Source organism: Streptomyces sp. NPDC031474 (assembly GCF_055581185.1).
Genome location: NZ_JBVIJX010000012.1, coordinates 230,627 through 252,811, shown reverse-complemented (window position 1 = coordinate 252,811; position 22,185 = coordinate 230,627). Strand labels below are relative to the sequence as shown.

At 72.3% G+C, this 22,185-nt stretch carries 15 protein-coding genes; 8 read left to right on the top strand and 7 right to left on the bottom strand.

The features are described 5' to 3' along the window. Positions 1 to 2,817, top strand: a complete 2,817-nt coding sequence (locus ACZ5SK_RS26590; RefSeq protein WP_334574727.1) for an NHLP bacteriocin export ABC transporter permease/ATPase subunit — start codon at positions 1 to 3, stop codon at positions 2,815 to 2,817. A gap of 37 nt (positions 2,818 to 2,854) precedes the next feature. Here the strand turns inward: ACZ5SK_RS26590 and ACZ5SK_RS26585 are convergent, their stop codons facing one another. Further along, positions 2,855 to 3,409 (bottom strand): SRPBCC family protein, encoded by a 555-nt coding sequence (locus ACZ5SK_RS26585; RefSeq protein ID WP_468576647.1) that lies wholly within the window; start codon positions 3,407 to 3,409, stop codon positions 2,855 to 2,857. A 166-nt stretch (positions 3,410 to 3,575) separates the two neighbouring features. Between ACZ5SK_RS26585 and ACZ5SK_RS26580 the strand changes: the two genes are divergently transcribed. The 3 genes from ACZ5SK_RS26580 to ACZ5SK_RS26570 all read left to right on the top strand — a co-directional run bounded on the left by ACZ5SK_RS26580 (position 3,576) and on the right by ACZ5SK_RS26570 (position 7,220). Further along, the gene (locus ACZ5SK_RS26580) at positions 3,576 to 5,078 is read left to right on the top strand and encodes an MFS transporter (RefSeq protein WP_334574730.1); all 1,503 of its coding nucleotides are present in this window, start codon (positions 3,576 to 3,578) and stop codon (positions 5,076 to 5,078) included. A 146-nt stretch (positions 5,079 to 5,224) separates the two neighbouring features. Further along, positions 5,225 to 6,226: a Ppx/GppA family phosphatase gene (locus ACZ5SK_RS26575; RefSeq protein ID WP_334574732.1), complete on the top strand. Its 1,002-nt coding sequence runs from the start codon at positions 5,225 to 5,227 to the stop codon at positions 6,224 to 6,226. 154 nt (positions 6,227 to 6,380) lie between these two features. Then, complete coding sequence (locus ACZ5SK_RS26570) at positions 6,381 to 7,220, top strand: class I SAM-dependent methyltransferase (RefSeq protein WP_468576658.1); 840 nt, start codon at positions 6,381 to 6,383, stop codon at positions 7,218 to 7,220. 283 nt (positions 7,221 to 7,503) lie between these two features. Here ACZ5SK_RS26570 and ACZ5SK_RS26565 read toward each other — a convergent pair whose 3' ends face one another. Further along, positions 7,504 to 7,938, bottom strand: coding sequence for a protease inhibitor (locus ACZ5SK_RS26565; protein ID WP_334574733.1), 435 nt, complete (start codon positions 7,936 to 7,938; stop codon positions 7,504 to 7,506). A 357-nt stretch (positions 7,939 to 8,295) separates the two neighbouring features. On the opposite strand from ACZ5SK_RS26565, the gene ACZ5SK_RS26560 reads away from it, so the two are divergent. Both ACZ5SK_RS26560 and ACZ5SK_RS26555 read left to right on the top strand, forming a co-directional pair. Then, positions 8,296 to 8,889: a hypothetical protein gene (locus tag ACZ5SK_RS26560; RefSeq protein ID WP_334574735.1), complete on the top strand. Its 594-nt coding sequence runs from the start codon at positions 8,296 to 8,298 to the stop codon at positions 8,887 to 8,889. 111 nt (positions 8,890 to 9,000) lie between these two features. After that, complete coding sequence (locus tag ACZ5SK_RS26555; protein ID WP_334574736.1) at positions 9,001 to 10,170, top strand: lactate 2-monooxygenase; 1,170 nt, start codon at positions 9,001 to 9,003, stop codon at positions 10,168 to 10,170. 264 nt (positions 10,171 to 10,434) lie between these two features. Here ACZ5SK_RS26555 and ACZ5SK_RS26550 read toward each other — a convergent pair whose 3' ends face one another. The 4 genes from ACZ5SK_RS26550 to ACZ5SK_RS26535 form a co-directional block, all read right to left on the bottom strand. Next, the gene (locus ACZ5SK_RS26550; protein ID WP_334574737.1) at positions 10,435 to 12,069 is read right to left on the bottom strand and encodes a ricin-type beta-trefoil lectin domain protein; all 1,635 of its coding nucleotides are present in this window, start codon (positions 12,067 to 12,069) and stop codon (positions 10,435 to 10,437) included. Between the two features lie 377 nt (positions 12,070 to 12,446). Beyond that, positions 12,447 to 12,824, bottom strand: coding sequence for a toxin Doc (locus ACZ5SK_RS26545; RefSeq protein WP_319339066.1), 378 nt, complete (start codon positions 12,822 to 12,824; stop codon positions 12,447 to 12,449). A 3-nt stretch (positions 12,825 to 12,827) separates the two neighbouring features. Continuing rightward, positions 12,828 to 13,073, bottom strand: a complete 246-nt coding sequence (locus ACZ5SK_RS26540; RefSeq protein ID WP_079664590.1) for a hypothetical protein — start codon at positions 13,071 to 13,073, stop codon at positions 12,828 to 12,830. Positions 13,074 to 13,195: 122 nt separating this feature from the next. After that, positions 13,196 to 15,436, bottom strand: coding sequence for a glycoside hydrolase family 9 protein (locus ACZ5SK_RS26535; protein WP_468155917.1), 2,241 nt, complete (start codon positions 15,434 to 15,436; stop codon positions 13,196 to 13,198). 211 nt (positions 15,437 to 15,647) lie between these two features. Here ACZ5SK_RS26535 and ACZ5SK_RS26530 point away from each other — a divergent pair, with 211 nt between their 5' ends. Further along, the gene (locus ACZ5SK_RS26530) at positions 15,648 to 16,214 is read left to right on the top strand and encodes a cysteine hydrolase family protein (RefSeq protein WP_334574745.1); all 567 of its coding nucleotides are present in this window, start codon (positions 15,648 to 15,650) and stop codon (positions 16,212 to 16,214) included. A gap of 116 nt (positions 16,215 to 16,330) precedes the next feature. Here ACZ5SK_RS26530 and ACZ5SK_RS26525 read toward each other — a convergent pair whose 3' ends face one another. Continuing rightward, a complete protein-coding gene (locus ACZ5SK_RS26525) occupies positions 16,331 to 19,414 on the bottom strand; it encodes a glycoside hydrolase family 2 TIM barrel-domain containing protein (protein ID WP_468576646.1) in 3,084 nt (1,027 codons plus the stop codon). 288 nt (positions 19,415 to 19,702) lie between these two features. On the opposite strand from ACZ5SK_RS26525, the gene ACZ5SK_RS26520 reads away from it, so the two are divergent. Continuing rightward, positions 19,703 to 22,075 (top strand): SpoIIE family protein phosphatase, encoded by a 2,373-nt coding sequence (locus ACZ5SK_RS26520; RefSeq protein ID WP_468576645.1) that lies wholly within the window; start codon positions 19,703 to 19,705, stop codon positions 22,073 to 22,075. Positions 22,076 to 22,185: the final 110 nt, after the last annotated feature.

The following is a 22,185-nucleotide window of genomic DNA, read 5'->3' as shown; positions in this document are numbered from 1 at the left end:
ATGACGGCCGTACCCGAGGGCGACGTCGTCATCGCCGCACTGGGGCAGATGGGCTCGCGGATCGACTGCGCGGGCTTCAGCCGCCTCGACCTGGAAGGCCCGCAGGTGCTGTGGCTGGTCGCGTCGGGCGCCCTGGACCTGTTCGCGGTGGACGCCGAACAGCAGGGCCACTGGCACCACCTGGGCCGCCTGGAGGCGGGGTCCCTGCTGCTGGGCCCGGTCGCCGGACCCCAGCACACCCTCGTCGCCCGCCCACTGCGCGACTGCGTGGTGCACCGCGTCGGCCTGCGCGAGCTGTACCAGCCCGCGAGCACCCAGACCTGGTCCTACGACGAGTACGGCAACCCCCAGTACGTGCCGCCGACTTCGAGCCCCCTGGAGTACGCGCTCGCCCTCGGCGTCGGCCGCGGCCTGTCGATCCTCTTCCAGGCGCCGATGGCCACCGAGCGGGCGGCGGAAGTCAATGACGACGACGTGTTCTGGATGCAGGTCCCGCCGGGCAGCGTCCAGTACGGCCAGTTGTACGGCGCGGAGGCGGCCGCCGACCTGCTGATGGACCCGGCGGTGTGGCAGTCCATGGTCGACCAGCAGTACCGGCTGCTGACCACCCTGGACCGCTGGATCGAGCAGCTGGAGCACTCCCACGAGACGCGTACGGCCGCCGGGATCAAGGCGGGTGAGGCGGTCCGCGCACAGGCCGACCGAACGCTGCTGGCGTCGATCGGCAAGAAGTCGGGGCAGCGCACGACGTCCGCCGACGCCGACGCGACGTTCGCCGCCTGCAGGCTGGTCGCCCGGGCCGCCGGGATCACCCTCGCCGAGCCCGCCGAGATGGGCGCCGACAGCGACCGCCTGGACCCGGTCGAGCGGATTGCGCTCGCCTCCCGGGTGCGCGCCCGGGCCGTCCGCCTCGACGGCCGCTGGTGGCGGGACGACGTGGGGCCGCTCGTCGGCCACCGGGCCCTGTCCGGCGCGCCGGTCGCCCTGCTGTGGCGGCGCGGCGGTTATGTCGCCGTCCATCCCGCGACCGGGCGGGAGACCCCGGTCGAGAAGGCCAACGCGGAGGAGTTCGAGCCGCGGGCCGTGATGTTCTACCGCCCGCTGCCCGAACGCACGTCGGGCCCGCTCGGCCTGCTGCGGTTCAGCATGCGGGGCACCGCGGGGGACCTGAGGAACCTGCTGCTCAGTGGGCTGGTGACGGTGGCGATCGGGGCGCTGGTGCCGATCGCCACCGGCAAGGTGCTCGGCGAGTTCGTGCCGAGGGCCCAGCAGGGGCTGATCGTGCAGGTGTGTCTGGCCGTGATGGTGAGCAGTGTGGTCGCGGCGGCGTTCATGCTGCTGCAGAACCTGACCATCCTGCGCCTGGAGGGCCGGATCGAGGCGACGCTCCAGCCGGCCGTGTGGGACCGGCTGCTCAGGCTGCCGACGAAGTTCTTCGCGGAGCGCTCCACGGGCGAGCTGGCCAGTGCCGCCATGGGCATCAGCGCGATCCGCCGGCTGCTGGCGGGACTCGGGCCGTCGGTAGCGCAGTCCGTCACCATCGGCGCGATGAACCTGGGGCTGCTGCTCTGGTACAGCGTGCCGATGGCGTTGGCCGCGATCGGCATGCTCGTCGTCATCGCCTCCGTGTTCCTGGCGCTGGGCCTGTGGCAGGTGCGCTGGCAGCGGCGGCTCGTGGTGCTCTCCAACAAGCTCAACAACCAGGCGTTCCAGACCCTGCGCGGGCTGCCGAAGCTGCGGGTGGCGGCCGCCGAGAACTACGCGTACGCGGCCTGGGCGGCGCAGTTCGCGCGCAGCCGTGAACTCCAGCAGCGCCTCGGCCGGATCAAGAACCTCAACACGGTGCTGGGCTCGGTGTACCTGCCGCTGTGCTCGCTGCTGATGTTCATGCTGCTGGCCGGTCCGGCCCGCGGTGCGCTGTCGGCGGCGGACTTCCTCACCTTCAACACGTCGATGACGATGCTGCTCACCTCCGTCACCTCGCTGACCGGCGCGTTCGTGTCGGCGGTGGCCGCGCTGCCGCTGTTCGAGGAGATCCGGCCGGTGCTGGAGGCCACGCCCGAGGTCCGCACGGGGAACACCCGCCCGGGCCCGCTGACGGGCGCCCTAGAGGCCCGGCGTCTCTCCTTCCGCTACTCCGACGACGGTCCCCTCGTCCTCGACGACGTCTCCTTCGAGGTGCGGCCGGGCGAGTTCGTGGCGATCGTCGGCCCGAGCGGCTGCGGCAAGTCGACGCTTCTGCGGCTCCTCATCGGCTTCGACAAACCGGTCTCGGGCAGTGTGCTGTACGACGGCCAGGACCTGGCCGCGCTCGACCAGTCGGCCGTGCGCCGGCAGTGCGGGGTGGTGCTCCAGCACGCCCAGCCGTTCACCGGCTCCCTGCTGGACGTCATCTGCGGCACCGAGGCCTACACGCCGGAGGAGGCGATGGCGGCCGCCGAGCTGGCGGGGCTCGCGGAGGACATCAAGCGCATGCCGATGGGGCTGCACACGATCGTCTCGGGCAGCGGGTCCGTCTCGGGCGGCCAGCGCCAGCGTCTGATGATCGCCCAGGCGCTGATCCGCCGGCCGCGCATCCTGTTCTTCGACGAGGCGACCAGCGCCCTCGACAACGAGACGCAGCGCACGGTCATCGAGAGCACCCGCAAGCTGAACGCCACCCGGGTCGTCATCGCGCACCGCCTGTCGACGGTGATGGACGCCGACCGGGTCGTCGTCATGGAGAACGGCAAGGTGGCCCAGCAGGGCCCGCCCGCCCAGCTCCTCGCGGACACGGGCGGACGCCTCCACGAGCTGGTACGACGGCAGTTGGCCTAGGTGTATTGACCCGCGGGCGAAACACGCCCTGGAGGCCTCAGTGGGTGTCTGTGGCGGGGGCGTCGTCGTCCGGCTCGGTGGCGGGGGCGGCGCCGGGGACGGGTGCGCCGTGGGGGAAGCCCGCCTCGACGCAGGCACGGTAGTACGCCTCCCAGGAGCCGGTTTCGGCGGTGGCGGCGTCGGCCCTGGCGTCCAAGGCGGCCAGGCACACTTCCCAGCCGGCGGCGTTGCGGGCGGCGGTGTCCGCGCTCTGCAGTACGTCCGTGAGGGTGAGGCGGGTGCGGTCGCCGGCCATGGCCTCCAGGTCGAAGCGGAGTTCGTCGCCGCCCCACGCGAAGGACAGCCGGTGGGGCGCGTCCACGGCGAGGACCCGGCCGGTCGACTCGGGCAGGTTGGGGTCGCCGCTGAACCGGATCGTGCCGCCGGGACGCAGCTCGATCTCGACGCGGGACGGGAACCAGTGGGCCAGTTCGCCGGGGTCGGTGACGAGTTGCCAGACCCGGTCGGCCGGATGGGCGTAGGCGCGGGTGAAGCGGACGGCGGGGCGGCCGTCGTCCAGGGTCAGATAGGTGCCGGTCAGGTCGGTCGGCATGGCGGATCGGTCCTTTCTCGTCAGGAACTTCACAGGGGCGACGCGCAGGTCCGGACGCTCTCGCTAGCGAAACGTTGCCGTTTCGCTGAAACTCGTCTAGGCTCGATGTGTACGAAACCGTTTCGTTTACGTGTTCTTTGCCCTCACGTCCCTGGAGTGGTTCCCCATGTCCTCGAAGACCCTGACGGACGGCACCCGCACGGGTACCGAACAGCCGCCGTCCGCACCATCCACCAAGAAGTGGTGGATCCTCGCGGTCGTCGCACTGGCCCAGCTGATGGTGGTGCTGGACGCCACCATCGTGAACATCGCCCTGCCCTCCGCGCAGGCGGACCTCGGCTTCTCCGACGGCAACCGGCAGTGGATCGTCACCGCGTACGCGCTGGCGTTCGCCTCCCTGCTGCTGCTCGGCGGCCGGATAGCCGACCTCTTCGGCCGTAAGACGGCCTTCCTGGTCGGCGTCATCGGCTTCGCCGCCGTCTCCGCACTCGGCGGCGCCGCGACCAACTTCGAGATGCTCGTCACGGCCCGCGCGCTGCAGGGCGCCTTCGGCGCGCTCCTCGCACCGGCCGCGCTCTCCCTGCTGAACACCACGTTCACCGACGCCAAGGAACGCGCAAGGGCGTTCAGCGTCTACGGCGCCATCGCCGGCGCCGGTGGTGCGGTGGGCCTGCTGCTCGGCGGCATCCTGACCGACGCGCTCGACTGGCGCTGGACGCTCTACGTCAACGTGGCCATCGCCGTCCTCGCCTTCGCGGGCGGCTGGCTGCTGCTGTCCAACCACCGCGACGCCGAGAACTCCAAGCTGGACGTGCCCGGCACCGTCCTGGTCGCCGCCGGTCTGTTCTCCCTGGTGTACGGCTTCTCCAACGCCGAGACGCACGACTGGGGCTCGGCGCAGACCTGGGGCTTCCTGATCGCGGGCGGCGTGCTGCTCGCGGCCTTCACCTGGTGGCAGACACGTGCCGCGCACCCGCTGCTGCCGCTGCGCATCCTGCTCGACCGCAACCGCGCCGCCTCCTTCTTCGCCTTGCTGATCTCCGGCGCGGGCATGTTCGGCGTCTTCCTCTTCCTCACCTACTACCTGCAGCTCAACCTCGGCTTCAGCCCGACGAAGACGGGTGTGGCGTTCCTGCCGATGGTCGGGGCGCTCATGGTCGCGGCACAGGTCGGCACGACGGTCCTGGTCCCGCGGCTCGGCCCGAAGGCGGTCATCCCGCTGGGCTTCGCGATCGCCGCGGGCGGCATGGCCTGGCTGACCGGGATCGACGTCGGCTCCCACTACCTGAGCGCGGTGCTGCCGCAGCTGGTGATCACCGGTATCGGCCTCGGTCTGGTCATGCCGCCCGCCATGCAGATGGCCACCGGCGGGGTCGCCGCCGAGGACGCGGGTGTGGCCTCCGCCACCGTCAACGCCATGCAGCAGGTGGGCGGTTCGATCGGCACGGCCCTGCTGAACACCCTCGCCGCGAGCGCCGCGACCGACTACCTCGCCGGGAAGGACCCGACGAACAAGCTGGTCCAGGCACACGCGACCATCGAGAGCTACACCACCGCCTTCTGGTGGTCGGCCGGCTTCTTCGCCGCGGGCGCGCTCATCGCGTTCCTGCTCTTCCGCCGCGGGGTGCCGCAGCAGGACGCCGACGCGGCACCGGTGATCCACATGTGACGGGCCCTCGGTTCGGAGCCGCACCGGGGAGAGGGGCCGCCGTCCACGAGGGACGGCGGCCCCTCTGTGCCGCGCGGGGAAGGTGGGACCGGTCGCCCGAAACAGGGTGCGCGGCCGGAGGTTTACGCCTGGGTACTCGACGGTCCATGAGAATCAGCGTGCTGGATGTGGGGTCGAACACGGTGCGGCTGGTGGTGGCGGACGCGGCGGGCGGGGTGCCGCTGCCGGTGCACACGGCGAAGTGGCGGCTGAGACTGTCCGAGCAGGTCGGGCCCGGTGACCCCATCCCCGACGAGGCCGTGGAACGGCTCGTCACAGCGGTCGCCGCGGCGACCAGGACCGCGGACCGGTGGGGCGCGGCGGGCCCGCTGGCCTTCGCGACCGCCGTGGTGCGCGCCGCCCCCAACCGCGGCGAGGTGCTGCGCGCGGTACGGGCCCGGACCGGCGTCGCGCTGAGCACCCTGCCGGGCGAGGTGGAGGCCGAGCTGACGTTCCTCGGCGCCCGCCGCTGGATGGGCTGGCGGTCGGGGCCGCTCGCCCTGCTGGACATCGGGGGCGGTTCCTTCGAAGTGGCCTTCGGCCGGGGCCGGCTGCCGGACTTCGTCGCCTCGCTGCCGCTCGGCGCCGGCCGCCTCACCCACGACTTCTTCGCGGACCACGACCCGCCGCCCCCGGAGCTCGTCCGCGCGGTCCGGCGCAGGATCCGCCACCAGCTCAGGGACGTGGCCGCCCGGATCCGCTGGGAGGGTCCGCGCACGGCGGTGGCCACCTCCCGCACGTTCCAGCAGCTGGGACGGCTGTGCGGGGCGCCGCCCGGACGGCACGGCCCCTTCATGGACCGCACCCTGCGCCGCCGCGACCTGGGCGAGGCCGTCGACACGCTGGCCGCGCTGTCCACCGCCGAACGCGCCCGGTTGCCCGGCATCTCCGCGCCGCGCGCCGCACAGAGCCTGGCCGGTGCGGTGGTCGGGCACACGGCGATGAAGCTGACCGGGCTGACCGCGGTCACCGTCTGCCCATGGGCGATCCGCGAGGGCGTCATGCTGCGCCACCTGGAGGACGGCCCCTCCTGGTGGGCGGACCTCACCCGGCTCCCCGACGAGGACGCGCCCCCGGATCCGCTCCCCCTGCGCCTGGCACAACACTGAGCACCTGACTCATCGAGCCGACCTGAGCGATGGCGTGACGGACATGGATGACCGGCCGGCCGCGCAGGAACCCGGCTCACTCATCGGCCCCCTGGAATCGATCATCTAGGCTGGCGCGGTGACTGGTGAGCAGGAGCGGGTGCAGCCGTCGGGAGTGTGGGCCACTGCGGTGGGGGTGGCCAGGGTGCGGGCGCTGGAGACCGAGCGGGAGGACGCGCTGTTCCGCGACCCACTGGCACAGGCCTTCGCCACCGCCGGCGGCCTGGGGCCCTCCTCGCCGCCGCCGCCCGGTGACGAGGCCGCGCGACGCCGCCGGCAGGGCGTGGCGTTCTCCATCGTCATCAGGACGAAGTTCCTCGACGACCTGTTGCAGCAGGCCTCCGCGTCCGGGATCCGGCAGGTCGTGCTGCTCGGCGCCGGCATGGACAGCCGGGCCTTCCGGATGGACTGGCCCGAGGGCACCCGGCTGTTCGAGGTCGACACCGCCGCGCCACTGGACTTCAAGGCTTCGGTGCTGCGCCAGGAGCGGGCCGTCGCACGCTGCGAGCGGATCACCGTAGCGGTGGATCTGCGTGAGGACTGGCCAGGCGCGCTGACCGCCGCAGGACACGACCCGGCGCTGCCGACCGTGTGGATTGCCGAGGGACTGCTGATCTATCTGCCCGAGGACGCGGTGGAGTTGCTGCTGGCCCGGATCAGCGCGCAGTCGGCGGCAGGCAGTCGGATGGGGCTGACGTTGGGCTCGCGCGGCGTGATCGAGCGCTTCGGCGCGGACGCCGTGCCGGGATCGGCGGCGTCCATGTGGGTCTCGGAGATGCCCGACGACCCGGTGGGCTGGCTGGCCGGGCACGGCTGGGAGGCCGCCTGCCACACCCTGCGCGAACGCGCTGCCGCCTACGGCCGCCCGATCAGCACCCCGCCGCGGGGCGAGGAACGGCCCGGCGGACTGATCTCGGCGGTCCGCCACCAGAGCGCCTCCCGGTTCCCTGGATGATCGGTTCCAGGTGCGACGGCGGGCCTGCTCACCTTGTCCTCGGGCTCGACTTGTCCTCGGGCTCGACCTGGGCGACCACGGCCGGGCGCCGCAGCAGGTCGCCCGTCACCCGTGTCGACCCGACGGCTCGTGCGTCGTCACATGAGCCCGGAGGCCGGCGGGCGGCCCCACTCCGCCCGTCCGGCCTCCGGGTGCGGGATCGCGGTGGTCCCGTGTCAGGGACTCGCACTCCCCACGTCACGAGCCTCTCTCGGCGTCCACGGGGGGCCACCCGATCCCGGTCTCAGAAGGTGAAGAGGCTGCTCCCGGCAGCGTTCTTCACGCAGGCGTTGGCGAAGGCGCGCTCGTAGGAGACGCGCTTGCCCTGCCAGACGCCGTCGACGGTGACGACCACCGGGTCGTACTGCTTGGTGCACCTGGCGTCGCCCGGGGCCGCCAGGGCGTCGAAGTCGCCGTCGGCGGCGCGCAGTTCGGCGCAGGCGAGGGCGGCGGCGGGGTGGGTGCCGGAGGGGGTCGGTGCGCAGCTCAGGGTCACTGCCCTGGCCGCGTCGACGGTGGCGGCGCTGTCTCCGTGGCCCAGGGTCAGCACGAGGGCCGACGGGGCGTAGAGGGAGGTCGGCGCTGCGGCCGGGGCGGCGAGCGCGGATCCGGTGAGGGATCCGCAGACGGTGGCGGCCGTGAGGCCGAGGGTCGCTGCCCAGCGCGCGGTGTTCCGCATTGTGTGCATCCTTCCGCTCGATTCGGGGGTGCGCCGGTCCGACTCGGTCGGTGCCGGACGCGGCGAGCGCGAGTCTGCCGAGTCCGCCGCCGAATATCACCTCGACCCCATCGATTTCAGTAACCTTGCGTATTGAATCAGTGGCGTGAAGTCACGGAATTCGAACGCTTCAACGCCGGAAGCAAGCGCTTCATGATCCCTTCGGTCCGCCCGGTGACCGGTTTTCATAGCTTCGTTAATCGGCCTGAAACATTCCGCTCCGGCCCCCGGGCCACCCCGGCCCTCCTCCCGTTCCGCTCTCGGCGGACTCCTGGGCGATCCCTTGTGTTCACCTGCCTGCGGAGTAATGGTGATTACATGATTACGACAGAGCAGAGAGAGAAGCTGAGGGGCTGGTTCGCGGGCCGGCTGCCCGACGACCTCTTCGAGGAACTGACCGAGGTGACGGTCGACCGCGAGGAGATCACCGTGATCGGCCGCGTCCCCGCGCCCCGGCTGAGCGAGGACGCCCCGGCCGCCGAGCGGGAGGCTGCCGTCACCGCCCGGATCCAGGAGTTCCGGGAGCGCACCCGCGAGACCCGGATGGCCGTGGCCCGCGACGCCGAGCACCGCTTCCGGCGGAAGGTGTCCTGGGGTGTGGTGTGCGACGGGGAGCGCGCCCTGTTCACCCATGTGGCCGCGCCGGTCATGACCCGGCTGCGGCAGCCCGAGCGCCAGGTCCTCGACACGCTGATCGCCGCGGGCGTGGCCCGCAGCCGCAGCGACGCCCTCGCCTGGTGCGTCCGGCTGGTCCAGCGGCACACCGACGACTGGCTCACCGAACTGCGGGACTCCCTCGAACACGTCCAACGGGTGCGCGCCCAGGGACCGGACGCGGAGCAGGACGCGGAGCAGGACACCGCCCAGGAGGACAAGGGGGTGGCGGATCCGCCCGCTCATGACGCCGAATAAGGACGCGTGGGAGGTCCCGGGACAGGCCCTCACCGCCCCGAACCTACCCACCGGTATCGTCGCCCTGCCACGCACGCTCGACCACGGGACGACGAGAGGCGGCACGGACGGATGGCCAAGCACTGGGCGGACTTCCAGTACGAGATCTACCTCAACGGGATGACGGGCGCGGTCCCCCGGCTGCCCACCGATCTGACCCGGCTGGAGGAGCTCACCGAGCAGCGGCTCGGGCCGGGTCCGGTCGGCTATGTGGCGGGCAGCGCGGGGAACGGCAGCACGGCACGGGCGAACCGCGCGGCTCTGGAGCGCCGCCGAATCGTGCCGCGCATGCTGCGGGACGTGCACGAACGCGATCTGTCGGTCGAGGTACTGGGCCGCTCACTGCCCGCTCCGCTGGCCCTGGCGCCGGTCGGCGTGCTGTCGATCATGCACCCGGAGGCGGAATCGGCGGCGGCCCGGGCCGCGGCCGCGCAGCAGGTGCCGTACATCCTGTCCTCGGCGTCCAGCACGCCGATCGAGCAGGTGGCCGAGGCGATGGGCGACGCCGAGCGCTGGTTCCAGCTGTACTGGTCCAAGGACCGGGAGGTGACGCGGAGTCTCCTCGGCCGGGCGAGGGCGAGCGGATACGCCGTGCTCGTCGTCACCCTGGACACCCCGCTGCTGGCATGGCGGCCGCGCGACCTCGACCAGGCCTACCTGCCGTTCCTGCACGGCGTCGGCACCGCCAACTACTTCACCGACCCGGCCTTCCGCGCAGGCCTGGCCAAGCCGGTGCACGAGGACCCGAACGCGGCCGTCCTGCACTTCGTCAGCCTGTTCGCGGACCCCGGAAAGACCTGGCCGGACCTGGCGTTCCTGCGGGAGAACTGGGACGGACCGATCGTCCTCAAGGGCGTCCTGCACCCGGACGACGCCCGGCTCGCCGCCGACGCCGGGATGGACGGGGTGGTGGTCTCCAACCACGGGGGCCGGCAGGTGGCCGGTTCGGTCGCCGCCGCCGACGCGCTGCCCGGGGTGGCGCGGGCGGTCGGCGACCGGCTGACCGTGCTGTTCGACAGCGGGGTGCGCACCGGAGACGACGTCTTCAAGGCGCTCGCCCTCGGCGCGCGGGCGGTCCTGCTGGGCCGGCCCTACGTGTACGGACTGGGCCTGGACGGACAGCCGGGCGTCGAGCACGTGATCCGCTGTCTGCTCGCCGAGTTCGACCTCACCCTGGCCCTGTCCGGCCACGCCACCCCGGCGACGGTCGGCCCGGCGGACCTCGTCGAGGACGCCGGATAGCCCTGGCGGGGTCCGTCGGCCGGGCACAGGTCGGCCGGGCACCCCGCGCGTGACCGGTCGTCGCGCCCGGCGCAGCCATCGCTCACCGCGACACCGCCGCGCCGACCGGCCACCGCCCGGGGGCCGACGCCCGCCGCGCGGATCAGCCGGGCTCGCGGGCCGGGCCCCGACAGCACTCCCCCAGGGCCTCTGACCGCGTTGCCGTTGGGCGACCGGCTCGCCGGCGGCCCGTGGGCGGCGGGCCCCGCCTACCGGGGGCGGCCCTCAGGCCGTTCCGTCCGAGAGGTCGACCGGCTGGGCCGACGGAGGTGCGTCCGTGCCGGTGACCGCGAGGGAACCGGGGGTGGCGTTGGCGACGTCGGTCAGCCAGCGCTGGCCGGTGGAGTGGTCGCGGACCTTCACGACGACGTCGGCACCGGGCTCGGCACCGGCCGTCGCGAGGGCGAGCGCGTCGTCCCAGCGGGGCAGCAACTCGCCCTGCACGGTGAGGTCGTAGCGGACGTCGTCGCCCCGGGAGTTCCCGGCGTCGGCGCACGCGCCGAGGATGACCACGCCGGCGTCCGCGTGGGAGTCCACGCACAACTCGGGGTGGGCCGCGCTGCGCAGCTGCCCGTCGTCGCTGTAGGACCACTGCTGTGTGCCGTCGGACGAGCAGTCCGCGAGCTCGACGGCGGCGCCCGCCTCGGCCTCGCCCCGGACGTCCAGGCACAGGTCGGACGCGGCGTTGCGCAGCCTCGTCTGCCGTGGTCCGCTGGGCAGTTGGGCGCTGCCCGGGGCCGTGGGCGAGGCGGTGGCGGCCTGCGAGTCGGTGCCGGGGGCGCTGCCGCTGGTGGAGGCGGCCGGGTCGGCGCCGCCGCTGTCCGACCACATCCCGGCCGCGAGCAGGGTGGTCAGCAGGCCGGCCGAGGCCAGTCCGACGCCGGTGAACAGCGCGCGCGGCGACCGCGCCGCCCCGGACTCCCGGCGGCGGGGCGAGGGGATGCGCGAGAGCAGGTTGCCGCGTCGGCCGCGGGTGCCGCCGCCGCGGTGCCGGGCGGAGCCCTTGAGGCGCACGGTCTGCTGCTTGCCGCGGCCGGGCCGGGTGTCGTGGTAGCGGCGGGCGCCCCAGCCGAGCACCGCCTCGGCGAGCAGCACGCCGAGGCCGTTCTCGAAGTGGCCGAGCTGTTCGGCGGCGGAACGGCAGTAACGGCAGGCGTCGAGGTGCTGGCGCACGTCGGGCAACAGGTCGCCGCCGCGGCGGATGGGGGCGTCGAGGAGCCGGTTGTAGAACCGGCAGTCCTTGTTCGGCGCGAGTTCCCGATGGGCGCGGACGACGCCCTCGCGGAGCTTGTCCCGGGCCTGTTCGAGGGCGGCGGACACGGTGTCGGTGTCCATGCCGAGCAGCCCGGCGGCGACGGTGATCTGCTCGGCCTCGACCTCCACGTGCCACAGGACGCAGCGGGCGACCGCGGGCAGGCCCTGGAACGAGCGTTCCGCCAGCACCCGGTTCTCCGGCGTCATGGACTTCGCGCTCCGCATGCCCCGGGCCCCGGCCGGCTTGCGCAGCACCGGCAGGACGCCGGACAGCCCCTCGTCGGCGGACCACAGCCGGGCCATGTCCCGCACGGTCACCAGCAGTCGGGGACGCAGCGCGGTACCCGGCTCGCCCAGTTTGAGCCGGTCGAAGACCTGGTGGAAGGCAGCCGCGGTGATCATGGACGCGACGCTCCCGGAGGAGGCTAGGCAGATGACCGCGTACTCGTGCACCGGTCGCCAGTGCCGGGCGATCAGCATGGCGGTGGACTGGGCGACCTCGCTGTCCGCGCCGCCGCGTATCCCGGCGGCGAGGGACTCGTCGGATTCTCCTGGGCCCCCGCCCGGCGGAGGGTAGGGCGGAAGAGGAGGCTGAGCGGTGGGCACTGAGCGAATTCCTTTGGTACGTACCTGTTCGGTGCGGCAGGGAGCGCGAATTCGCCTCCGCCGACGAACGCAGGGGACCCGGCCATGACCCCCCGCACGGGTGGTTCACCTTTGCACAACTAAGTCGCGCACAACAAGGCGGCAGCTGAAGCTGCCCTTTGTTGAAAGAATGTCGATAAGCAATGCCATGCGCCCCGTGTGAAACACGCACACGCAGCAGAGCGACGCGCACGCTCCCGACCCATCGGGACGCGTAGTTGGCTGAAACCCGGCCACTCCTCGGAAGGCCCCGCGCAGGACGGCGGCACTCCTGCGCGAAACGGCCGCCGGCCCTGCTCCTCCCGCCCTCGGCCGGCGGCCCACCGCTCCGTGAGCGGCTATATCTGCCAGGAGCGCAGCCGGTCCGCCGCCCCGTAGACGTCGGTCTTGCCGTCGATCAGGTCCCGGGCGAGGTCGACGAGTGCGCCGTAGGGCGGATCGATGCCGACCCCGCTGGTGAACATGTACGCCACCGCGGTCGCGCAGGCGAAGCGGGCGTTGGCCGAGGGCAGGGGCTTGAGCAGGGTGAGCGTGTGCAGCAGCGCGGCGGCCCGCCAGGCGGGGTCGGAGTCCACGCCGAGTTTGGGCGGATCGACCCGGTGCCGGGCGACGGCGGCGACCAGCGCCGAGAAGTCGTTGATGGTGGGCTGCTCGGGCAGGACCTCTTCGTGGCGCTGGAGCAGCCAGGGCACGTCGATGTGGATGACGGCTGTCATCGGTCAGGCGACCCGCCCCTCGCCCCTGGCGGAGCGTTCGTCATCGGGGAAGGCGGCCGCGAACTCGTCGGCATGGGACGCGAAGAACGTGCGGAACGCCTCCGCGCCCTCCTGGAGCGCCCGGTGCCGGGCGATGTCGGCCGCGGCGGCCTCCCGTACGAGTGCCTTCATCGACGTGCCACGTTCCTTGGCGATCTGTCGCAGGTCCTCCAGCTCACGATCGCTGAATTCCACATTGAGGGCTGGCATGCCCTTCACGGTACCGCGCGGGTACTTACTCGTAAATATCCCCAGGTCAAACTAATGACCACGCGGTACCGGAGGGTGTCCGACCCTGGTCCGACCCTGCACGATCCTGACCGGATTCGCGCCTATCCCTGATCCGCCACGAAGGACGCCATACGGGCCAGCGCCGCGTTCCAGTTGATCGCGGTCTCGTTCGTCGACCAGGACTGGATGTCGTCGATGTAGCAGAACTGGCCCACGCACCCCTGGAGCTTGCTCTGCGCAAAGGGGTCCTGAATGCTCGAGTTCGGGCCGCCCGCGAGGGTCCCCGCCGGGGGTTGCGGAAGGCTCGGGTCGAGCTGGTGGGCATACCAACGGCTGTGCTGGTGATGGGAGTCGACCTCCCCGTAGCCGGTGACGTACGACAGGTTCAGCGCGTTGCGGCCGAGGATGTAGTCCATGCTCTGGACCGCCGCGTCACGGTACTTCGAGGCGCCGGTGATGTCATAGGCGGTGGCGATGACCACGGCGTTGTTGAGGACCTGGTGGCTGGAGCCCCAGTCGTAGCGGTTGCCGTCGGGCGCGTAGGGCATGCCGTACGGCTGTGACGCGAGCGTGGCGAGGTACGTGTCGGCACCCCGCACCACCGAGCGGCGCACCTGGTCGCGGCCGGGGAGCTTGTTCGGGACGGTCGCCAGGTCGAGGCGCCCGGCTGCGGCGGTGCGGGACCAGTCGAAGCCGTAGGGGACGAAGAGGTCGGCGGTGTGCGCCGGGGAGGTGAGCACCTGGTCGGCGAACTGCTTCTCCCCCGTGGTGAGATACAGCTCGGCGGCCGCCCAGTAGAACTCGTCGGTCGCGTTGTCGTCGTTGTAGGCGCCGCCGCCGGTGCCGTCATTGGGGTCGGCGTAGACATGCGGATGGGCGAGGGCCGCCGCGAAGGCCTTGCGCGCGGCCGTCAGCGCCTTCGCCGCGAACGCCTTGTCGTAGGGCCGGTACAGACGGGCCGCCTGGGCGGCCGTCGCGGCCAGGTTGAGGGTCGCCGTGGTGGTCGGCGGGTGCAGTTCGCGCTGCTGCGGGTCGTCGCTCGGCAGCAGCGGCAGGCCCGTCCACTGCGCGTCGTGCACCTTGTGGTGGGCCATGCCCGCGAGGGGCTGCCCGTCCGGCACCTGCATCTTCAACAGGAAGTCGAGCTCCCAGCGGGCCTCGTCGAGGATGTCGGGCACCTTGTTGCCGCTCTCGGGGAGGGCGAGGGCGCCGTCGCCGAGCCGGGCCGGGTGTCCGGTACGGGCGAGGAGGGAGCGTTCGTAGGTGCTCAGCAGCTCCCAGGTGGCGATGCCGCCGTTGACGACGTACTTGCCATGGTCGCCGGCGTCGTACCAGCCGCCGGTGACGTCGAGGCGGTAGTCGCACACACCGGGCTGGCACGGGACGGCGAGGTCGCCCTTGTTGGGGGCCACGCCGACATGGCCGGCCGGCCTGCCGTAGCCGGGACGGAGGTCGTCGCGGATCGCGATGCCGCTGCGCTGCGTGTAGTAGTACTTCACCGCGTCCACACCCAGCCGCTGGTAGGCGGCGCCGCCGATGTCGAAGGGGCGGCTGGTCTCGCCGTCGGCGACCAGGGTGAAGCCGGCGCCGCGCTTGCGGTAGGCCCCGAAGTCGATGGAGTGGACGTGCTGCCCGGAGGACACGTCGAGGCCGCGCGGCACGCTCCAGCCGTGCGCGACCGTCGCCCCGGCGCCGTTCTTCAGCTGCCAGGGCAGCTTCGCGGTGGCGTCGGTGACCAGGGTGGCGTTCTTCGGCCCGGCGGGCAGATAGGCGACCTGGTTGACGCGCACGCGTGGCCCGGTGTCGGGCTCGTACACCTCCGGCGGCACCCCGCCCAGCAGCGACACGTCGTCCAGACAGAACCGCCAGGGCTCGGCGCTCCCGCCGACCTGGAAGGCGACCTGCCCCTGGGCGCTGTCGACCGGCGAGGTGAACGTGTAGGAGTACGAGTCCCCCGACGCGCTGAGCACCGGGGTCGCCTCGTACCAGGTGTCGTACGGGGACACTCCGAGGCCCACGATCGCCCGCACCGCATGCCCCTCGGGCACCCCGGAGGCGCTGAAGGAGAACCGGTAGGACGACCCCTTCACCAGGGTGATCGCGTCCTGGCCGACGGCGGAGTCCCAGCGGTTGACGGTGCCGCCCGGCACGTCCGCGCACAGCTTGCCGTCGGTGAGGCCGGCGGTGACGTTGCTGGTCCACCACGGGTCGGCGCTCGTGTCGAAGCCGCCGTTCCTGACCTGCTCGACCTCGTCGGCGCCGGCCTGTTGCACGGGCAGCGCGGTGAGCGCCGCGCCCAGCAGGGCCGCGAGGGACAGCAGGGCGGTTCTGCGTCGTTTCACGTCCAGGCTCCTCGGGGAGGTGCGGGACGCTTCCCACGAGGTGCGTATGGGAGCGCTCCCAGGGAGGGGTCGGAGGACATGCTTGTTGGATTCATGACACCCCGTCAACGGTCCGGACGAGATGAGCGCGAGAAGACCTCGGGGCCGTTGTCAGTGGTGGGTTCTAGTGTGGGTCGTCCGTGGACCGATGGATCGACTCACAGGAGGATCCATGACGACCCTGGCCGACCGGCCCCACACCGCACTGCTGGTCATCGACGTCCAGAAGGGCGTGGTGGCGGGCACGCCCCGGCGCGAGGAGGTGATCGCGAACATCGACACCCTGGTCGACGCGGCGCGCGCGCAGGATGTGCCGGTCATCTGGGTGCAGCACTCCGACGACGACCTCGTGCGCGGCAGCGAGAGCTGGGAGTACGTCGAGGAGTTGGTCCGCCTCGACAGCGAGCCCCTCGTCCACAAGACCTACCAGGACTCCTTCGAGGAGACCGAACTCGAGGCGGTACTGGCCGAGCGCGGGGTGGGCCGGGTCGTCGTCACGGGGGCGCAGACCGACGCGTGCATCCGCTCGACGCTGCACGGCGCCCTCGTGCGGGGGTACGACGTGACGCTGGTCGCCGACGCGCACACCACGGAGGACCTCACCCCGTACGGAGCTCCTGCGCCGGAGCAGGTGATAGCCCACACCAACCTGTACTGGGCCGGGCAGAGCGCACCCGGTCGCAGCGCGGGCACGGTGGACACGGCGAAGGTGTCGTTCGCGGCGGCCGACGCGGGCTGAGGCGGGGCCGCCGGGAAGGCGGGGCCGCCGGGAAGGCGGGGCCGCCGGGAAGGCGGGGCCCGGGCGCGGCGGCGCCCGAGCACCGAAGGATCCGAGGCGGCCCTCCGGTCAGCCGCTCATGCCTCCAGCCTGCTGATGCGGACCGCCCCCTGGACCGTGCCGGGTGCGCCGCTGGTCAGCTTCAGCCGCAGCCTGGAGCCGTGGACCGGGTCGAAGGTGAGCGCCGTCGGCGCGTCGGAGGCGGTGGCCCAGTCGACGGCCGCCCCGGTGACGGGCACGTACCGCGCGCCGTCCCAGACCTCGGCCTCGATCGACGCGGGCAGGCTGTGCGCAGCGTCGACGGTGAAGGACACCTCCGCCCGGTCGAAGTCCCGGGTGCGCCCGTAGTCCACCGCCACCCAGTCCTTCGGCCGGGCCCCGCTGAAGGCGGGCAGCAGGGCGGTGGCGGCCTTGGCGAAGGCGTTGGACCAGCCGGTGGCCGGGTCGCCGTCCAGCAGCGCGGCGGGCAGGGTGTCCGGGCGGCCGGAGTAACTGGCGTCCGCGTACGGGTAGGTCACGGGCTCCGGGTGCTCGGGAGCGAAGGCCGCGGCCGGGGTGGCCGCAGCCGAGCGGGCGTGTGTGGTGCGCACGGTGGCGGTGCCCTTGCGCAGGCCGTCCACGCGGGCGGTCACCTTCAGGGCGCCCGCCTCGGTGCCGGAGCGCACGATGGCGAGGGCCTTGCCGTGGAAGGCGGTGCGGGTGCTGGCCTGGTAGCGCTCGGCGCTCTCCTCCCGCCCGTTGTCGAGTCCGGCGAGGGAACCGCCCCTCACCTCGAAGGAGATGAGATGCTCGGCGTCGGGCACGACGGTCCCCCGCGCGTCGACCACGTCGGCGGTGACGAAGACCAGGGAACGGCCGTCCGCCGGAAGGGATGTGCGGTCCGCGGTGAGCCGTACGGCGTGCGGGGCGCCGGCCGTGCGCAGGACGTCGGTGGCGACCGTCCTGCCGCCCCGGCGGGCCACCGCCTTCAACTCGCCCGGCGTGTAGGGCACCTTCCACGTCAGGTGCAGCTTGCCCGCGCTGCCGCTCGGGCTGGTGTAACTGCCGGGGTAGGGGCCGGTGGTGAAGGTCTTGTCGTCGCCGGGGGCCTCGGTGGTCTCCAGGTAGGTGCGGCCGTCGAGGGTCTTCTTCGTGTCGAACTTCCTTACGCCCAGGGACTTTCCGTTGAGGTACAGCTCCACCGTGTCGACGTTGGAGTACGCCCACACCTCGACCGTGTCGCCGGCCTCGTGGTTCCAGGTCATCGGCACCAGATGGACCATGGGCTCCTCGACCCACTGGCTGCGGAAGAGGTGGTACATGTCCTTCGGGAAGCCGGCCGTGTCGACCGCGCCGAAGAAGGAGGCCTTCACCGGGAAGACGTTGTACGGCGTGGGCTCGCCGATGTAGTCGATGCCGGACCACAGGAACTGACCCGTGAACCACTTCCGGTCGCGGTCCTTCTTGTGCCCGTACTCGCCGCTCATCGTCCAGGAGGCGAGGTTGTTGTCGTAGGACGAGGTGGCCCGCTTGCCGGGGGTGTGGTTCTCGCCGGTGTTGAGGTGCTCGGGCTCCTGGTAGGCGCCGCGGGTCGAGGTCTGCGAGGACGACTCGGACTCGAAGAGGAACAGGTGCGGGTAGGTGGCGTGCAGGGCGTCCACGGACTTGGCGGTGTTGTAGTTCAGGCCCAGGCCGTCCAGCTTGGCGAGCATCAGGTCGGCGGCGGAGCCCTTGGCGGGCGGGGTGCGGTACTTGTCCGAGCCGATGATGAGCGGCCGGGTGTCGTCCACCGCGCGGATCGCGGCGATGATGCGGTCCGCCATGGCGAGACCGGCGGTGGAGGTGGAGTCGGTGATCTCGTTGCCGATGGACCACAGCAGGACGGCGGGCGAGTTGCGGGCCGCGAGCACCATCTCGGTGGCGTCCCGCTCGCACCACTCGTCGAAGAACCGTCCGTAGTCGTACCGGGTCTTGCCTGTCTTCCAGCAGTCGAAGGCCTCCACCAGCATCACGATGCCCAGTTCCTCGCAGACCCGGATCATCTCCGGGGAGGGCGGGTTGTGGGAGGTGCGGAAGGCGTTGACGCCCATCGACTTCATGATCGTCATCTGGCGGCGGATGGCGTCGACGCTGACCGCGGCCCCGAGGGCGCCCAGGTCGTGGTGGAGGTCCACGCCCTTGATCTTGGCGTAGGCGCCGTTGAGGTGGAAGCCCTCGTCGGGATCGAAGCGGAAGGTGCGGATGCCGAACGGCGTGCGGTAGGTGTCGGTGCGCTCCCCGGCGACGCGCAGTTCGGTCTCCAGCGTGTAGCGGTGCGGGGTCTTGAAGTCCCACCGCTGTGGATCGGCCACCGTGAGTTCGTGGATCGCGGTGGCCCGGTCGGCGACGGCGACCGTGGAGGACGTACGGGCGACGGTGCGGCCGTTCGGGGCGAGGATCCGGGAGACGACCTCGACGTCCGCTCCCGTACCGGACGCGTTCACCACGGTGGTCTCGACCCGGACGACGGCCCGTTCGCCGGTGATCTCGGGGGTGGTGACGTACGTGCCCCAGCGGGCGACGTGCACCGGCTCGGTGACGACCAGGCGGGCCTCGCGGTAGATGCCGCTGCCGGAGTACCAGCGGCTGCTCGGCAGCCGGTTCTGCACCTTCACCGCGAGCACGTTCTCGGTGACGCCGTCGGTGTGCAGCAGGCCGGTCAGGTCGAAGGCGAAGCCGGTGTATCCGTAGGGGTGGTGGCCGACCTCGGCGCCGTTGCAGTAGACGGAGGAATCCATGTAGACGCCGTCGAACTCGACCGAGATCCGCTTGCCGGCCTGCGCGGGCGGCAGGGTGAAGGCGAGGCGGTACCAGCCCAGGCCGCCGGGGAAGAAGCCGGTGCCGCTGGTCGTGCCGTTCTGCGTGGTCGGGGTCTGCTCGATGCTCCAGTCGTGCGGCACCGCGACCTCGCGCCAGGCCGAGTCGTCGTAGCCGGGGGCGGCGGCGTCCGCGTACTGCCCGGTGGGGTCGGTGATCCCGCCCGGGTTGACCAGCGCGAAGCGCCAGCCGTCGCGCAGCGCGACCGTGCGGCGACCGGAGGCGCGCGCGGCGGCCTCGGCGGCCTGCGCCGATGGGCCGAGGAGTGCTCCGGCGGCCGGTGCGGCCGTGGAGGCGAGAAGGACCGATCTGCGAGTGACCGTCATGGCCGGCTCTCCCTCATCAGGAACCAGAAGTACTCACAACTGATCGTTAACAAACAGAATCTGACGACGGGCCACTCATGCCCGTCAAGGGGTCCGGAGGTGTCCTCCCGCCCTCATGCGTCCCCGGGCCCCCTGGCATGACATAGGCCGGTTTTACCCCTTGACCTCGGCGGGACAACGCTGTCTCTTCGGGCCGTGGGGGTTCCCGTCCGTGCGCGCGGCGGACGCACTAGGCTGGACGGAAGTGTCCTGTCCGTTCACTGTGGGTGTCCGCGATGGAGTGGCGAGATGAGCCCGGAGTATCCGTTCGACGAGGCCGCGACGGCCCGGGCTCTGGTCGACGACGCCGGCACGCTCGTCGGATGGAACGAGGGAGCGCGGACCTTGTTGGGCTGGTCCCCGGCCGATGTCGTGGGCCGGCCCGCCGCGGAACTGCTCGCCGGCGAAGCGATCGCCCTGACCGGCCACCGCTGGGACGGAACGGTGACTTTGCGCCACCGTGACGGCCGTCCGGTACGGGTGTGGCTGCTCGCCCACCACTCCGAGGCCCGGGACGACGACCCGGGGCAGTGGCTCGTCGTCACCCCGCTGGCCAAAAGCGGCTCCGAGTCCCCCGACGGCCCCCTCGCCACCGCGGCGCTGGTCCAGTCGCCCTGTGCCGTGGCGGTCTACGACGAACGCCTGCGGCTCAGCCACATCAACGAGGCGATGGGCGAGGTGATCGGACTGCCCGAGGAGCGGATCCGGGGCCTGCGGCTGTCCGAGATCGGCGGCCGGCCGCAGAGCGCGGAGCTGGAAGCGCACATGCTGCGCGTGCTCGCCAGCGGCCGGGCGCAGGACGTGCAGATGTACACGAAGACCGGCGGCGAGACCCGGGCGCACGCCTGGCTGGCCCGGATGGCGCCGGTCACCGACGCCGCCGGGCGGGTGCGGGGCGTGTGTCTGGCCGCCCATGACTTCACCGACAACTACCTCGCTCGCGAGCGGCTCCAGCTGGTCAACGAGGCGAGCGTACGCATCGGCAGCACCCTCGACGTCACCCGGACGGCCCAGGAGCTGGCGGAGGTCTGCGTGCCCGCGCTCGCCGACTTCGTCAGCGTCGACCTGCTCGACCCGCGGGACGGCGGCGACCCCCCGAGCCTTTTCGACCCGCCGTTGAGCCTGCGACGCGCCGCGCACCACTCGGTGAACCCCGGCAGCCCGGAGGCGGTGGCCAAGCCCGGAGAGGCGCAGGACTATCCGACCGGGTCGCCGCAGGCCGACTCGCTGGTCGCGGGGCGCACCATCGTCGCCTCCGTGGCGGGCGGCGGTCTGGACGCGTGGCTCGCCTGGGACCCCAGACGCGCCGCCCGGGTGCGGGAGCTCGGCGTCCACTCCACGATGTCCGTGCCGATCAGGGCGCGGGGCGTGACACTCGGCGTCGCCGTCCTCACCCGGTTCCGCCGGCCTGACCCGTTCACCCCCGACGACGTCCTGCTGGCCGAGGAGGTCACCGCCCGGGCCGCCGTCTGCATCGACAACGCCCGCCTGTACTCCCGGGAGCGTGAGACGGCCCTCGCGCTGCAGCGCAGCCTGCTCCCGCGCACCCTGCCGCGCACCGCCGCCGTCGACGCCGCCTCCCGCTATCTGCCGGCCGCCCGCGCCGGGGTGGGCGGCGACTGGTTCGATGTGATCCCGCTGTCCGGGATGCGGGTCGCCATGGTCGTGGGGGACGTCGTCGGGCACGGCGTCCAGGCCTCGGCCACCATGGGCCGGCTGCGCACCGCCGTGCGCACCCTCGCCGACATCGACCTCGCCCCCGACGAACTGCTCACCCACCTCGACGACCTGGTCGTCCGGCTGTCGGAGGAGGCCGGGGTCGAGGACAACCCGGGCGAGGCGGGGGCGACCTGCCTGTACGCGGTGTACGACCCGGTGTCACGGCGCTGCACCCTGGCGCGGGCCGGGCATCCCCCGCCCGTGCTGCTCCGGCCGGGCGCGGCGCCCCGCCGGGTCGGGCTGCCCGCCGGTCCCCCGCTGGGCCTGGGCGGGCTGCCGTTCGAGTCGGCCGAGCTGGAGCTGTCCGAGGGCAGTGTGCTCGCCTTCTACACCGACGGCCTGATCGAGTCCCGTGAGCGGGACGTGGACGCCGGTCACCGGCTGCTGAGCCAGGCCCTGGCGGCGTACTCGGACTCCCTGGACGAGACCTGCGACCGGATCCTGCACTCCCTGCTCCCGCCCGGCGGCGGCACCGCCGACGACGTGGCGCTGCTCCTCGCGCGCACCCGGGGCCTGCCCGCCTCCCAGGTCGCGACCTGGCACATCCCGGCCGACCCGTCGCTGGTCTCGCCGATCCGCAGCCAGGTCGTCCGCCAGCTCGGCGACTGGGAGCTGAGCGACGCGTCGTTCACGACCGAGCTGGTGGTGAGCGAGCTGGTCACCAACGCCATCCGGTACGGCTCCCACCCCATCCGGCTGCGGCTGATCCATGACGCGACGACGCTGATCTGCGAGGTCTCCGACACCAGCCACACCGCCCCGCACCTGCGCCGGGCGAAGACCTGGGACGAGGGCGGCCGGGGCCTGCTCCTGGTCGCCCAGCTCACCCAGCGCTGGGGCAGCCGGCACACCCCCGAGGGCAAGACGATCTGGGCGGAGCTGAGCCTTCTCGACGAGGAGTGAACGGGCCCGCGGACCACTTGACGGGTGTCTTACCCGCCCGTGTTTTCATGGACGGACACCCGGACCAGTTCGATGGGCGGGCGCCACTGCACCTGCTTGCTCCCGGAGAA

What these genes read in the sequence shown, in the direction of transcription:
- ACZ5SK_RS26590 (WP_334574727.1), top strand. Translation starts at nt 1, where the DNA reads ATGACGGCCGTACCCGAGGGCGACGTCGTCATCGCCGCACTGGGGCAG.
- ACZ5SK_RS26585 (WP_468576647.1), bottom strand. Translation starts at nt 3,409, where the DNA reads ATGCCGACCGACCTGACCGGCACCTATCTGACCCTGGACGACGGCCGC.
- ACZ5SK_RS26580 (WP_334574730.1), top strand. Translation starts at nt 3,576, where the DNA reads ATGTCCTCGAAGACCCTGACGGACGGCACCCGCACGGGTACCGAACAG.
- ACZ5SK_RS26575 (WP_334574732.1), top strand. Translation starts at nt 5,225, where the DNA reads ATGAGAATCAGCGTGCTGGATGTGGGGTCGAACACGGTGCGGCTGGTG.
- ACZ5SK_RS26565 (WP_334574733.1), bottom strand. Translation starts at nt 7,938, where the DNA reads ATGCGGAACACCGCGCGCTGGGCAGCGACCCTCGGCCTCACGGCCGCC.
- ACZ5SK_RS26560 (WP_334574735.1), top strand. Translation starts at nt 8,296, where the DNA reads ATGATTACGACAGAGCAGAGAGAGAAGCTGAGGGGCTGGTTCGCGGGC.
- ACZ5SK_RS26555 (WP_334574736.1), top strand. Translation starts at nt 9,001, where the DNA reads ATGGCCAAGCACTGGGCGGACTTCCAGTACGAGATCTACCTCAACGGG.
- ACZ5SK_RS26545 (WP_319339066.1), bottom strand. Translation starts at nt 12,824, where the DNA reads ATGACAGCCGTCATCCACATCGACGTGCCCTGGCTGCTCCAGCGCCAC.
- ACZ5SK_RS26540 (WP_079664590.1), bottom strand. Translation starts at nt 13,073, where the DNA reads ATGCCAGCCCTCAATGTGGAATTCAGCGATCGTGAGCTGGAGGACCTG.
- ACZ5SK_RS26530 (WP_334574745.1), top strand. Translation starts at nt 15,648, where the DNA reads ATGACGACCCTGGCCGACCGGCCCCACACCGCACTGCTGGTCATCGAC.
- ACZ5SK_RS26525 (WP_468576646.1), bottom strand. Translation starts at nt 19,414, where the DNA reads ATGACGGTCACTCGCAGATCGGTCCTTCTCGCCTCCACGGCCGCACCG.
- ACZ5SK_RS26520 (WP_468576645.1), top strand. Translation starts at nt 19,703, where the DNA reads ATGAGCCCGGAGTATCCGTTCGACGAGGCCGCGACGGCCCGGGCTCTG.